Genomic DNA, 12,911 nt, shown 5'->3' on the forward strand with positions numbered 1-12,911 from the left:
TGGGAGAAGATGTTGACCCCCCGCCCCTGCACGACATCGACCCGGCTCGAGACCATCACCCGCGGCCGCTTGACGGCGAGCGCCGTCTTGAAGAGGCCGTCCTCCCCGGCCAGCCGCAGCCCCTCGTGGAACCGGCTCTCCCCGAGCAGCGCCCGGCTCACTACCAGCGTGGGGGTGGGGATGAGCGGGCTCGCGACCGTGAAGTCCGCCAGCTCCGCCGTCAGCTCGTGGGCCCACGGCTCGTCGCCGAAGCGCTGGAGCGGGAGGGCCCCCCTGAAGAAGAGGGCGTGGTGGCGCTGCCCGGAGAGCGTCTGCATGTCGGCGGCGTAGAGGTCGAAGCCCAACTCGAGGGCGTGGCGCGCCGAGGCCAGGTGGTGGGGCAGCCACCGGTCGTCGGCGTCCAGGAAGGCGATTCCCTCCTCCCCCTGGAGCCGCTCGAGCGCCCAGTTGCGCGCCGACGAGACGCCGCCGTTGGGCTTTCGCAGCAGGCGGACCCGGCAGCTCGCAGGCCAGTGGACGGCCGCGGCCTCCTCCCCCGGATCCACCGGCGAGCCATCGTCCACCACGTAGACGTGGAGCGGCGCCGCGCCCAGGCCCTCCTGCGCAGCCACGGACGCCAGCGCCTCCCGGATCACGCCGGAGGAGCGCTGGTAGCACGGCACGATCACGGCGAACCCTGCCCCCACCCCGCTGGCTCCCTCCGTCGCTCAGGGCCGCATGATCTCCAGGATCGCCTCCCGGCGCGCTTGCACGGCCTGCCGGTCGCCTTCCGGGACGCCTGCGAAGAAGCCGGTGACATCCTGCATCTGCTGCTGGATCTTGCGGCGCAGGCGCGCCTTCTCCTGGCGGCTCAGCCGCGGATCCTCGTCGATGCGCTGCAGGGCGTGCTGCATCTCGCGGCGGATCTCGTCCACCCCCTGCGCCTCGGCGGCCACCAGCGCCCGGTAGATCTGCTCGCCGGTCTCGGCCCACGCCTCCGGCTCGGCGTAGCCGTGGCTGCGGACGATCGAGCGGGCCTCCGGGTAGCGCTCGAGCATCCCGCTCAGGAGCTCCTCGACCCCCCCCCTCCGCAGCGTCCTGGGCTGGGGCTGAAAGGGCTCCGCCTCGCCGTGGCGCTCACTCCACGCCCGCAGCTCCTCGGCCGAAGCCAGCCAGCGGTCGATCTCCTCGCTGTCGAGCGCATACGCGGGGAAGAGCGCCATCGCGCCCCACCCCAGGACGAGCGCTGCTACGGCCTTGCGCATCCTGGTCCTCCGGCCTCAAGGGGTTCCCTGGCAAGCCTAGACGAGCCCCCGCCCGTGTGCCTTACTTGAGAGAGAGCAACGCCTCGGCAGGGCTCCTGGATGAGGGATTATCGAGGCAGAACGGAGGCTTACAGCAAAGGCCCGAGCACGGGAAGTCACTCCCATCCCCACGACCGCACCGATAAGCCTGGATGGTCCATGAGCGGGCAAGGCAGCCACCCCCCGAGCTCAAGGGGGCGGGAAGGGGTACGAGCGCACTCGAGCGGGGAGGGCCCTGCCCTTGTCTTCCGGCGCCGCGGCGATCCGCAGGGGCCGGTCACCCACGCCTCGGAGAACGTCACCGAGGTGCTCGGCTATCGCCCCGAGGAGCTGACGGGCAGGCCCGCCTCCTACTCCGATCTTGTCCACCCTGAGGATATTCCGCGCGTGACCCGGGAGATCGAGCAGAAGCTGCAGCAGGGCTACGAGCGCTTCGCCCTCGAGCCGTACCGGATCCGGCGGGCCGACCGAGAGTACCGCTGGGTCCACGACCTGAGCATCGTCGAGCGCGCCCCCGATGGCCGCATCGACGCCTACCGCAGCCACCTCGTCGACATCACCGAGCGGATGGAGCGGGAGCTGGAGCTAAGGCTCCTGGCGACCCCCTTCCACGTCGACCAGTCCATCTTCATCACCGACCCCGAGGGGCGGATCCTCCGCGTCAACCCCGCCTTCCGCCGCACGACCGGCTTCCCGGCGGAGGCGTGCCTCCAGCACTCCCCCCTCGAGCTGCTCCGCCCCGCCTGCGCCCACGGCGCCCTCCTTCGGGATATCCTGCGCCAGACCCGCGCGGCGGGCTCGTGGAGCAGCGAGGTCTGGATCCACCGCCGCTCCGGGGAGGCGCTGCCGATCCATATCACCCTCTCGGCGATCCACGACGAGGCGGGCCGGCTCGAGCACTATGTCGGGGTCTTCTACGATATCAGCCACCAGAAGGCCCTCGAGAAGGAGCTCGAGCGCCAGGCCTTCTACGACCAGCTGACCGGGATCGCCAACCGGCGCCACTTCGAGAGCCTGCTGACCCAGGAGATACGGCGGGCGGAGCGGTACGGGACGCCAGTCTGCCTGGCCCTCGTCGACGTCGACCACTTCAAGACCATCAACGACGCCTACGGCCACGAGGCCGGCGACGAGATCCTCCAGAGCGTGGTCCACGCCCTCCAGGCACGCCTGCGGGAGGCCGATGTCCTCAGCCGCTGGGGGGGCGAGGAGTTCACCATCCTGCTGCCCGAGACCCACGCCGAGCAGGCGCAGCGCCTGGCGGAGAGCCTCCGGGCCTTCGTCGAGGCCACCCCGCTGCCGACGGGCGGCCACGTCACCATCAGCCTCGGCCTGGCCCAGTACCGCCCCGGCGAGACCACCAAGGACCTGCTCAAGCGCTCGGATGAGGCGCTCTACCGGGCCAAGCGCCTCGGCCGGAACTGCGTCGTCCGGTACTAGCCGCCGAGGGCCGCCGTCGGACAAGCGTACAGGCTCCCCCCTGAGGGGGAGCCCCCTCCGGCAGAGATCCCCCGCCAATCAAGCCTTTAGCCAGCCTGGCACGATTCTCGCGAGGGTGCTGGTGCTCCCTGCGCTCGCCCTGGGCGAGGGCAAGGAGCGAGCGACTCAACTGGGGTCTCTCGAGGAGCGCCTTGCGGGGCTCTCCTCGAGCGGAATCGCAAGCAACGAATGAGGAGTGGCACCCATGAACAAGAAGCTCGTCACAACCGGCCTCTTGAGCGGGATCCTGGCCACCGGCGCGGCCTCCGCCGAGGTGGTCAGCGTCGGTCCTGTTAGCGGCATATGGACCTCCGCCTCCCCGGCGGACGCCGTCTCCGGCGTAGACACCAACGAGATCTCCTGGGGGGACGAGGACAGCAGCAGCTACGTCTTCGAGGGGCAAGGCGCAACTGGGGATACGAACGTAGATTTCCCCGACGAGGAGTTCCGCTTCGACCTCGGCACCTTCACCCACAACAACTTCTCGATCACCGGCACGGCGCTGGATACCGCGCAGCTCCAGGTGGACACGGTGCTGACCATCGACGGCACCGATCGGGATATCACCTCGGTGTTTACGTTCGACCACGTCGAGACGCAGAACAACGCGGACCCCTGCTTCGGGGACCAGACCCCCAACGCGCAAGGCTGCCCCGACCGCGTCACCTTCTCCGTCAACGAGGCCTCTTCCGACTCCGTGGTCATCGGCGGCCGGCGCTACGAGATCGGCCTCACGGGCTTCCAGGACAACGGCGATATCGCCGAGGTCTTCTGGACCGATGAGGGAGAGGTGAACGTCGCCACCCTGCGCGGGGTCGTACAGGGGAGCGAGATACCGGTGCCGGCCACCCTGCCGCTCTACGGCCTGGGCCTGGCCGGCCTCGGGCTCGCGGCGGCCCGGCGCCGGCGGCACTGACCGCCAGCCTGGCCGCAAGGCAGGCACGCAAAAAAGGGCTTACGGCGGAAGCCGTAAGCCCTTGATTTTGCTGGTGGGCCGCCGAGGACTCGAACCTCGAACCTACTGATTAAGAGTTATCTCCCTCCCCCTGTTCGCTGTAGCCCCGCCCTGTTTCTCTCCGTTGACCCTCGTTGACAACACCCGGATTCGCTGGGATTCTCAGTGTTACCGAGCGTTGATGCAAGTTCGTTCCTGTAGCCCCCAACTGTAGCCCCGGTGTAGCCCCAGCGTAGCCCCGGAGGGAGCAATGGCCGAGCACCTGAAGTTCACCAAGACCACCCTGGAGCGGATCGAGCCCCCAGCCAAGGGGCGGGCCACCTACCACGACACGGACACTCCCGGCCTGAGCCTGCGGGTCACGGATTCGGGCGCCAAATCCTTCTGCATACAGCGCCGCGTGAATGGCCGGGTGAAGCGGGTCACCATTGGCCGCTTCCCGGACTGGACCGTCCAGCAAGCCCGCAAACGGGCCAAGACGCTACTGGCGAATATGGTGGAGGGCACGGACCCGGTGGCCGCCAAGAAGGCGGAACAGGCCCGCAAAGTGACGCTGGCCGAGGTATTCGAGGAGTATCTGGCAACTCGCAAGACATTGAAGCGCAAGACCGTGAAGGACTACCGCCGCGTCATGGATGAGGCCGTGCCCGACTGGAAGGGCAAGCCGGTGGCTGAGATCACCAAGGATGACGTTGCCCAGCGCCATGCCCATCTGGGCGAGAACCATGGCCCTGCCTGGGCCAACCTGTCCATGCGGACCTTGCGGGCACTGTTCAACTTCGCCAAGAAGTACGAGGACGAGCAGGGCCGGAGCATCCTGCCCGAGAACCCGGTGGAGCGCCTGAGCCAGACGCGAGCTTGGTACAAGGTGGACCGTCGCCGGAACCTGATTAAGCGCCACCAACTGCCGGATTGGTTCGATGCCGTGGAGGCCCTGGACAATCCCGTGGCCCGCGACTACCTACTGTTCCTGCTGTTCACCGGGATGCGGCGGAGCGAGGCCGCCCGGCTCCGGTGGTCGGAGGTGGATTTCAAGGGCCAGACGTTCACGGTCTACGACACCAAGAACAGCGAGCCCCTGGAGCTGCCCCTGTCGGCGCCCCTGGTGGAGATTCTGGAGCGCCGCCGGGAAGCCGCCGGAGATCACACCTACGTTTTCCCGGCCCGCACCGGGGACGGTCCTATCCAGGAGCCCAAGAAGGCCATTGAGAAGGTCCGCAAGGCCAGCGGGACCGAGTTCTCATGCCACGACCTGCGGCGGACGTTCAGCACCGTGGCCGAGTCAGTGGACGTGCCGCACTACGCCCTGAAGCGGCTCCTCAACCACAAGACGAACAGCGCCGACGTAACCGGGGGCTATATCGTCCTGGACGTGGAGCGCCTGCGGGAGCCGATGGAGCGGATTGCCGATTACCTACTGAAAGCCGGGGGGCACAAGGAGGGAGCCGAGGTGTTTCCCATTGAGAAGGGGGTTCAAGAAGGCGGAGGCCTGTCGTGACTAAGCCCAAAGCCAAGGCCGACAACATCCAAGAAGGAAAAAGGGTTCTTGGCGGGATCGTTGACCATGACCCGGAATCCCTGGACGCCCTTGCCCAACGCTACGGATTGCCCAACGGGCCGCCGGAGTATCCCTTCCGGGACCAGTTCCGCAAAGCGGCTTCCTTCTACTGGCTGGCCGACCAATGGCAGAACCCCGAGGTTGGGCACCGTGGAAGCCCGTCCGATCAGAAGCTTCATTTTCAGGCGCTAGAGAACGCCGCCATTGAGATGGAGAAGGCTCTACAAAAGCTCACCGCGGATCGACAGTACAAGCTCCAAAAGCGGTGGGGGCAACGCCCACCCTACGGAGACCCGAGCGACACGGATTGGGTGCAGCGAATGCTGGCCGACGCCAGGGCCTTGAAGTGGGCCGCCCATTACGCCCCCAAGGACCTGCCTCAGAAATACGGGGATGATGCCTGGAGGTGGTTCCTGAGAGACCTAGTGCGGATATGGGGCGACTCGGGCAAGGAGGTTCCGTCTTCCATCACCTATAACGATGTTGGTGATGAATATGGTGAGCCAGGGCGGGACCAATACCCCCAAGAGATAGCCCAATTCGTTATTGATTGCGCCCGCCTAGCTGAAATCACCCCCGAGCAGAAATCCGACGCCGCCATTGGCCGTTCATTGAAACGTCTATTCGAGGAAGCTCCCAGCTAGACCAAACTCCATCCCGATACGGGGCAGGGTTTGGTCTTATATTGTCCCGCCCTCCATTCCGCAGAGTGGCCTCGCAGGCAATAACGGAGGCCACACCATGACTACTTCCCACCACAAGACAGACGCCGAGGCCGCCGCCGAGCTGGGGCTCAGTGAGGCGCGCCCCCTCACCACGGCGGAGCTGGCCGAGCTGCTTAGCATGCAGCCGCAGACGCCGCGCCGCTGGCGGCACGCCGGCACCGGGCCAGTGTATATCCGGCTCGGCAGCCGCGTCCGCTACCGCCCGCGCGACGTGCTCGCGTGGCTAGAGGCCCATCGTATGGAGCACCCGGCCCGCGAGGCCGAGGAGGGCGCCGCATGAGACGCACACAAGTAGGCCCGACCCCCGGCACGGGATCGAGCCGCACGCACGTCCGTCACACCCGTGCATGGCATCGCATCCCGCCGACCGTCCGCATCACCGCCTGGATGGTGGCGTCCGCCCTCAAGCGGGTCATCGTCGCCGGGGCCGCCTACGGGATCATCCCGGCGCGCCTGGCGGAGTGGATCATCCGCTACGGGGGGATGACCCATGCCTGATGCTGCCGCCGATATGACCTCGACCCACGACGTAGAGGTCCGGTTCCTGGAGGCCATGCGGGACGCCGGCCTAGAGCCGCCCGAGCCCATCCCAGCGGACGGCGCCCTCCACCGCTTCGATGCGCCGGATGACAAGCGAGGCCAGCGAACCGGCTGGGCAGTCCTGTACCCATCGGACGCGCACGGGGCCGGTGGCGCGTTTGGTAGCTGGCGGCACGGTGGCTCCCATACCTGGAGCGACCGCGACCGCCAAACCATGAGCCGGGCGGAGCGCCGGGCATGGCAGGAGCGCATGGCGGAGGCCCGCCGCCAGCGGGAGGCGGAACGCCAGCGCCGTGCGGAGGAGGCCGCCGAACGTGCCCAGCGCATATGGGCCGAGGCCACCGCCGCCCCGGCGGATCACCCCTATCTCCAGGCCAAGGGGGTGGAGGCCCACGGCCTCAAGCTCCACGGCGACGCCCTGGTGGTGCCCATGCGGGATGCCGGCGGGACCCTGCGCTCCCTGGAGTTCATCGACGGTCACGGGAGCAAGCGGTTCCTCGCCGGCGGCACCAAGCGGGGCTGCTATCACCCCATCGGAACCCCCGACGCCCGCCTGTACGTCGCCGAGGGCTACGCCACCGCCGCATCCATCCATGAGGCCACCGGAGACGCCGTGGCCGTGGCGTTCGACGCGGGCAACCTGGGGCCGGTGGCCCGCGCCCTGCGGGACAAGCTGCCGGCGGTGGAACTGGTGGTGGCCGCCGATAACGACGAGTCCGGCACCGGGCAGGCCAAGGCCCGCGCCGCTGCCGAGGCGGTGGCCGGGATGGTGGCAATCCCGCCCGAGGCTGGCGACTTCAACGACCTGGCCGTTGCCCACGGCCTTGAAGCGGTGGCCGAGGCCCTGCAAACCGCCGCCCCACCAAGCCCGGAGGAGCCTACGGAAACCGAAGCGGAAGAATCCGCGCCCCCGTGGCGAAACGCCGATATGCCGCCCGGCTGGCGTATCAGCCGCAAAGGCGTCTGCCGGGAGGGGGACGACGACGAGACGGAATGGGTGGCCCTGGCTCCGGTTTGGGTGCCCGCCCTTACACGCGACCCGCACGGCGGCGGCTGGGGTAGCGTTGTCCGGTGGCTGGACCGTGACGGCAACCAGCAAGAGCGGGCCATTCCCTTCTCCCGGTTCCACGAACAGGGCAATACCTTAGCCCAAGAGCTGGCGGACGATGGACTGGCCGTTATACCGGGCAAGGAGCGCAAGCTAGCCCAATTCCTAGGCTCCTGCTGGCCGGATGCCCGCGTCCGCTCCGTGGAGCGCCTGGGCTGGCTGGATGATGCCGGGGGTGCCCTAGCCTACGTCCAGCCCCACCGCGTCATTACCGCCGGCGGCGACAAGGAAGTGGTCTATCAGCCCGAGCGGTACAGCCCCACCGCCCGCACCATCCACGCCGCCGGCACCCTGGCTGAGTGGCAGGAGCACGTCGCCACCCCATGCCAAGGGAACCCCGCCCTGATTTGGGGGTTGTGCGCCGGGCTGGCGGCGCCCCTGCTACGGGCTGCGGAGCTGGAGTCCGGGGGCTTCCATTTGTATGGCACCACCACCGGCGGGAAAACGACGTGCCTACAGGTTGCCGCGTCCGTGTTCGGCTGCGGGGCCGATCCGGCCCAGAACCCCGACACCGCCTTCATTCGGCGATGGAACGCCACCGCCAATGCGGTGGAGGGGCTGGCCGCTGCCCATAACGACTCCCCCTTGTGTCTGGATGAAATCGGGACTTGCTCGGCCCGTGACTTTGGCGGCCTGGTCTACAACATAGCCGGCGGCCAAGGCCGGGCCGCCATGAGCCAGAACCGCCAACTCAAGGCCCCACGCTCCTGGAGAACCCTCCTGCTATCCACCGGGGAACTGTCCGTCGCCGATAAGATTGCCGAAGGCGGCAAGGAGGCCAAGGGCGGGCAACTTGTGCGGATCGCGGACCTGGCCCTGGACCCGATCCTGGCGGATACCCACGGGGAGCTGCCAGAGGACTTCGGGTATGCCCTCAAGCGGGCCTGCGGGCGGTACTACGGCACCGCCGGCCCCGCCCTGGTGGAGTATCTGGTGGGGCAATCGGATGACGTCTACGACCTGCGGAACACCGTTTCCACACTCCTGGACCGGGCCGCTCACCGCCTCACCCCCGGCAACCTACCCGCTGAACAGCGCCGCGTGCTCCGCCGCTTTGGCCTTGTCCTGGTGGCCGGATGGCTGGCCCGCCGGGCGGGGGTGCTGCCCTTCGGCGATGAGGAGGTGGAGCAAGCCGTCCGGGCCGTGGTGAATCAATGGCTCGCCAGTGCCGAGACCCAATCCGAGGCGGAGCGGGGGGTAGAGGCCATTCGGGCTTTCATCTTGCGGCACGGAGCCCGTTTTCAGCACAAGAATGCCAGCCAGGATGTCCGGGAGCGGGTGGGCTACTACGACGAGGGAAACGCCCTGTACCTGTTCACCGACGAGGGCTTCCGCGAAGCCTGCGGCGGGCACGACCACAAAGCCGTCGCCAAGGAGCTAGACCGCCGAGGGCTGCTCCACAAGAACGACGCCAGCCGGCACAAGAGCAAGCACTCTATCGGGACCAAGCGATCCTCCTTCTACGCCATCAGGGAGGCCGTGCTGGACGATGAGCCCGAAAACGAGCGGGACAACCGGGACAACCGTGGCGAGGCCAGTCATGGCGCGGCCTGAGCCCTGTCCCGCTAGCCGAAGCCCCAACGGGACAGGCGGGACAGCCCACCCGTACCTGTCCCGCTTGTCCCGCTGCCCCAACACCGACCGGGACAGCAATTTTCCCAAAAACACGGGGGCGCGTCCCGGTTGTCCCGCTTGTCCCGGTCCTTTTCGGAGGTTTGGAAATGAGCCTGCGCGATGCCGTCAGTGACCTGCTAGACGATGCCGCCGAACCCGAGCCCCACCCCCAGCCGTGGAGCGTTGAGCCGGAAGCTCCCTGCTCCACCTGCGGCTCGGGCCGATGGTGGCAGGACCGCGCCGGGGGGTGGTGGTGCGAACAATGCACCCCCTTCGAGTCGGGCCAGTGGGCGCGGCTGGTGGAGCTGCCCGAAGGCGAGCGCCCGGCCCCGTTACCTGTCACGGACGAGGAACTGGCGGATTCGCAGCCGTGGACCGCTGCGGAGGCGGAAGAAGCGGCCGAGGAGCGGGCGGCTATCGTTGAGGAAGCGACAGGCGCCAGCGCGGAGGAGGTAGCCCGCAAGGCGCAGGCGTTCTACCGGCACCTATTCGGAGTGGCGCGAGAAACGGGGTGCTACAACGGAACCTATGGCCGTTACTGCGAGGAGGGCGCTCGACTGAAGCGGGCTTACGAGGACGCGGCCGCAGCGTGTGACGTCAGCTTCCCGGAGTGGACGGCCGCCCTGGCGAAAGTGCGCGAGCACGGAGGAACAGCATGAGCAAGGCTAAGCGGATCGCTGTCGAGGCCCGGCGGCTGCTCGAGGATGAGGCCCCCACGGTGGACGCCGCCGCCGGGGCGCTGGTGGCCGAGGCCGACGCGCTGCTAGTGAGGGGCGCTGGGCCCGGACGCCGCCCGGCGATGGTGGGAAGCCTGGATTGGAGAGTACAGCGGCACGGCCGCCGATGAGCTGGGGGAGCGATGACCGAGGAGAGCAAGAAGGAGCAGAAGGCCCGCCAGGTGCGCGAGGCCCGGGAGTGGCTGCAGTGGCGGTTCCCCGCCCTGTTCGAGCCTGGTGTGCCGCTCGCCATCGGCGAGCACGCCCCGATCCATGAGACGGCGCGGGCCGAGGGCGGCCCCGAGCCTTGGGCCATCCGGGCGGCGCTGCAGAGCTGGACTCACCACCCCAAGTACCTCAAGGCCCTGGCCCAGCAGCACACGCGGCGGCACGTCGACGGCTCCGAGGCCGAGCCCGTCACCGCCGAGCAGGCCGAGCGGGCGCGGCGACAGCTGGCGGAGATCGAGCGCAAGCGCAAGCAGGCTCAGGAGGATGAGAAACGCCGCAAGGCGAAGCAGCAGGAAGGGAAGAAGGCGCCCCAGGGCGAGGAGCCCCAGGGCAAGAAGGAGAGCGAGGCGGCCAAGCCGGGAGGCCGCCCGACCATCACCCTCAAGAAGAAGCGCCGGCCGCAGAGCCAGCAGTAACACAGCTGGAGACCAAAAACGGCAGGTTAAGCGCCTATCCGAATCCCCACCAGCGCCTGCTAGTGCGCAGGGAGAAGAAGGCCCGCGACTACCTGGCCATGCTCCACCTTGCCTGCGCCCTGATCGCCTTCCGGCAAGCGGTAGCGGGGTTATTCGGATAGGCACTAAGTTGCTCGTCTTGATAAACACCTCTCAGATACCCAACATGAGCCGTATCAAGCGGGGCCTACGATCAAGAAGGCAAGAGAAGGTCATAGGATGAGGGAAGCCATAAAAGCAGGTATAGCTACCGTGGTGGGTCTAGGGCTATACCTGCAGAACTTGGCCGTAGCAGCCGGGATGGGCTTTTTGTTCCTCGAGTGGGCCCCTTTGCAATACGAATTGCAATACGAGCGCGAGATAGCAATGCTCGGGGTGCTAGTCGGCGGTCTTATAGGCTATATCCCTGTCGCGCTCTTGCGTCGCGCCTATCGTAATGGGCGCTTACCAAGCTGGCTATAGTAGTAATTTTCTACACGCCCTGGAAGGAAGTCTCTCTCCCTCTTCTATTCCGTGCAATCCCCACCACCGAATACTGGGTTACACAAATCAGTTTCCGGCGGATTGCTCCTGCTTTCTACGTCCCTCCTGCTTTCTACGTCCCACCCGCTTTCCGTGTTGTCCTCGAAAGGCTCAAAAGGCCCCTCTAACTCCATCCCATTTTCAAGGTATTTTAGGGCGCAAACACGCCATACGAAAGGAATAGCCTCCTCTTCCCCCCGAGTACCCCACTCAAGAAGGCAATCAAGGTATTCTTCTTTTTCCTGAGCGAGAGTTACTGCGGAGAAAGAGAGCAGGGCGGTAGCGATGATGCGCTTCATGGTTCCTCCAGGGATTGCTAAAAGTCTTTCTTTGAAGGATTTGCCCGCAAGAGAAGAAAAGATAATGCCAGATTGATTCAATTACCTGAAAAGCAAGAAGGATATTTGCGCTAGTTCTTCGTCTTGCCGGCGCCGACTCTTCTAAAATTCAAGCCGCGAAAAAATTCACATATATTTTTCAGCAACATTCACCCGAACAGCCTATCGAGGTCATCCCCAAAGAAGACAGGTATACCAACGACAACCGCGAAGAACGGCCCAATCCACCAGGGATCAGCCCATAGAGCGGGAACACAAAAGACAGCAAGGAAGGTAAGAGAACCCCACCCCGGATCGTAGGCTCAATTTTCAAGCGCAACACCCACACCCGGAGCGGGGTAGGATGTTGCGATGGACACTCGATACGAGCACCTCAGTGATCAGGAGCGCGCCGTCATCTTGAGTGAGCGCAGCCGTGGCAGCAGTGCGCGGGCGATCGGCCGTCTTCTCGGGCGCAGTGCGTCGACGGTAGCCCGAGAGCTGGCCCGCGGGCATGCGCCCGCGGCCGAGACCGCGTACTGCCCGACGCAGGGCGCTCAGCAGTACCGAGCTCGACGGCGGCGGTGTGGCCGTCCCACCAAGCTGGTTGAGGGCGGATGGCTGCACCGCTACGTCCTGGACCGGCTGTGCTACTGGCAGTGGTCTCCCGAGCAGATCGCCGGCAGACTGGCGCGTATGCACCCCGAGGATCCTGAGGCTCGCGTCAGCCACGAGACCATCTACGCGGCGATCTACGCCCATCCCAAGGGCTCGCTCAAGCAGGAGCTGATCCGGGCGCTTCGCCGCCAGAAGCCGCAGCGTGGGCAGCAGCGGCGCACCGCGGCGCGGGGCGGCTCCATTGCGCCGGAGCACCTGCGCATCGCCTATCGGCCCGAGGAGATCGAGCAGCGGCTGATGCCCGGCCACTGGGAAGGCGACCTGATCAAGGGCGCCTACAACCGCTCCTCGGTCGGCACGCTCGTCGAGCGCAAGACTCGATATGTCGTGTTGAGCAAGATGCGCGACGGCACCGCCGAGTCGGCCCTGGAAGGCTTTCATCGGCAGATGAGGCGCCTGCCGGCGATCCTGCGCCAGAGCCTGACCTACGACCGGGGCAGCGAGATGGCCTGCCATGAGCGGCTCGCCCAGCGGCTGAATCTGTCGATCTGGTTCGCCGACCCGCATGCGCCCTGGCAGCGCGGCAGCAACGAGAACACCAACGGCCTGCTGCGCCAGTACCTGCCCAAAGGAGCCGACCTCAGCGAGCCGAGCCAGACCCAGCTCAACGATATCGCCCGGCTTTTAAACCAGCGGCCGCGCAAGGCGCTGGACTTCAGAACGCCCGAGGAGGCCATGACTGAAGAGCTTCAGGCCTTCTCGAAGACTGTTGCGCTTGATTCTTGAGACCAGC

Annotated in this window: 13 protein-coding genes and 1 pseudogene; 11 read left to right on the top strand and 3 right to left on the bottom strand. The window is 66.7% G+C overall.

All coding sequences use genetic code 11. The features are described 5' to 3' along the window. Together CKO13_RS07265 and CKO13_RS07270 are read right to left on the bottom strand one after the other, a co-directional pair. The coding region (locus CKO13_RS07265; protein ID WP_200258735.1) for a glycosyltransferase at positions 1-686 on the bottom strand (686 nt) is incomplete at its 3' end. Positions 687-707: 21 nt separating this feature from the next. Next, positions 708-1,244: a hypothetical protein gene (locus CKO13_RS07270; RefSeq protein WP_200258737.1), complete on the bottom strand. Its 537-nt coding sequence runs from the start codon at positions 1,242-1,244 to the stop codon at positions 708-710. Between the two features lie 198 nt (positions 1,245-1,442). On the opposite strand from CKO13_RS07270, the gene CKO13_RS07275 reads away from it, so the two are divergent. The 10 genes and pseudogenes from CKO13_RS07275 to CKO13_RS13115 form a co-directional block, all read left to right on the top strand. Next, positions 1,443-2,723, top strand: coding sequence for a sensor domain-containing diguanylate cyclase (locus CKO13_RS07275; RefSeq protein ID WP_200258743.1), 1,281 nt, complete (start codon positions 1,443-1,445; stop codon positions 2,721-2,723). A 244-nt stretch (positions 2,724-2,967) separates the two neighbouring features. After that, positions 2,968-3,678, top strand: coding sequence for a THxN family PEP-CTERM protein (locus tag CKO13_RS07280; protein WP_200258745.1), 711 nt, complete (start codon positions 2,968-2,970; stop codon positions 3,676-3,678). Positions 3,679-3,967: 289 nt separating this feature from the next. Further along, the gene (locus CKO13_RS07285; RefSeq protein ID WP_200258747.1) at positions 3,968-5,215 is read left to right on the top strand and encodes a tyrosine-type recombinase/integrase; all 1,248 of its coding nucleotides are present in this window, start codon (positions 3,968-3,970) and stop codon (positions 5,213-5,215) included. Then, complete coding sequence (locus CKO13_RS07290; protein WP_200258760.1) at positions 5,212-5,919, top strand: hypothetical protein; 708 nt, start codon at positions 5,212-5,214, stop codon at positions 5,917-5,919. The genes CKO13_RS07285 and CKO13_RS07290 overlap by 4 nt, the downstream gene beginning before the upstream one ends. Before the next feature lie 97 nt (positions 5,920-6,016). Continuing rightward, complete coding sequence (locus tag CKO13_RS07295) at positions 6,017-6,280, top strand: helix-turn-helix transcriptional regulator (RefSeq protein ID WP_200258762.1); 264 nt, start codon at positions 6,017-6,019, stop codon at positions 6,278-6,280. A gap of 474 nt (positions 6,281-6,754) precedes the next feature. Further along, positions 6,755-9,202 carry a DUF927 domain-containing protein gene (locus CKO13_RS07300; RefSeq protein WP_207132129.1) on the top strand — a complete coding sequence of 816 codons (2,448 nt, stop codon included), beginning with the start codon at positions 6,755-6,757 and terminating at the stop codon, positions 9,200-9,202. A gap of 167 nt (positions 9,203-9,369) precedes the next feature. Then, entirely contained in the window at positions 9,370-9,921 is a 552-nt protein-coding gene (locus CKO13_RS07305) for a hypothetical protein (protein ID WP_200258771.1), read from the top strand. Next, positions 9,918-10,109, top strand: a complete 192-nt coding sequence (locus tag CKO13_RS07310) for a hypothetical protein (RefSeq protein WP_200258773.1) — start codon at positions 9,918-9,920, stop codon at positions 10,107-10,109. Before CKO13_RS07305 ends, CKO13_RS07310 begins: the two co-directional genes overlap by 4 nt. Before the next feature lie 12 nt (positions 10,110-10,121). Next, the gene (locus CKO13_RS07315; RefSeq protein WP_200258776.1) at positions 10,122-10,622 is read left to right on the top strand and encodes a ProQ/FINO family protein; all 501 of its coding nucleotides are present in this window, start codon (positions 10,122-10,124) and stop codon (positions 10,620-10,622) included. A 47-nt stretch (positions 10,623-10,669) separates the two neighbouring features. Further along, positions 10,670-10,783: pseudogene (locus CKO13_RS13115) on the top strand (IS5/IS1182 family transposase); the annotation flags it as partial. 384 nt (positions 10,784-11,167) lie between these two features. Here CKO13_RS13115 and CKO13_RS07320 read toward each other — a convergent pair. Then, the gene (locus tag CKO13_RS07320; protein ID WP_207132130.1) at positions 11,168-11,482 is read right to left on the bottom strand and encodes a hypothetical protein; all 315 of its coding nucleotides are present in this window, start codon (positions 11,480-11,482) and stop codon (positions 11,168-11,170) included. Positions 11,483-11,872: 390 nt separating this feature from the next. On the opposite strand from CKO13_RS07320, the gene CKO13_RS07325 reads away from it, so the two are divergent. Beyond that, the gene (locus CKO13_RS07325) at positions 11,873-12,904 is read left to right on the top strand and encodes an IS30 family transposase (protein ID WP_200258781.1); all 1,032 of its coding nucleotides are present in this window, start codon (positions 11,873-11,875) and stop codon (positions 12,902-12,904) included. Positions 12,905-12,911: the final 7 nt, after the last annotated feature.

This window comes from Halorhodospira neutriphila (genome assembly GCF_016584055.1).
Taxonomy (GTDB): Bacteria; Pseudomonadota; Gammaproteobacteria; order Nitrococcales; family Halorhodospiraceae; genus Halorhodospira; species Halorhodospira neutriphila.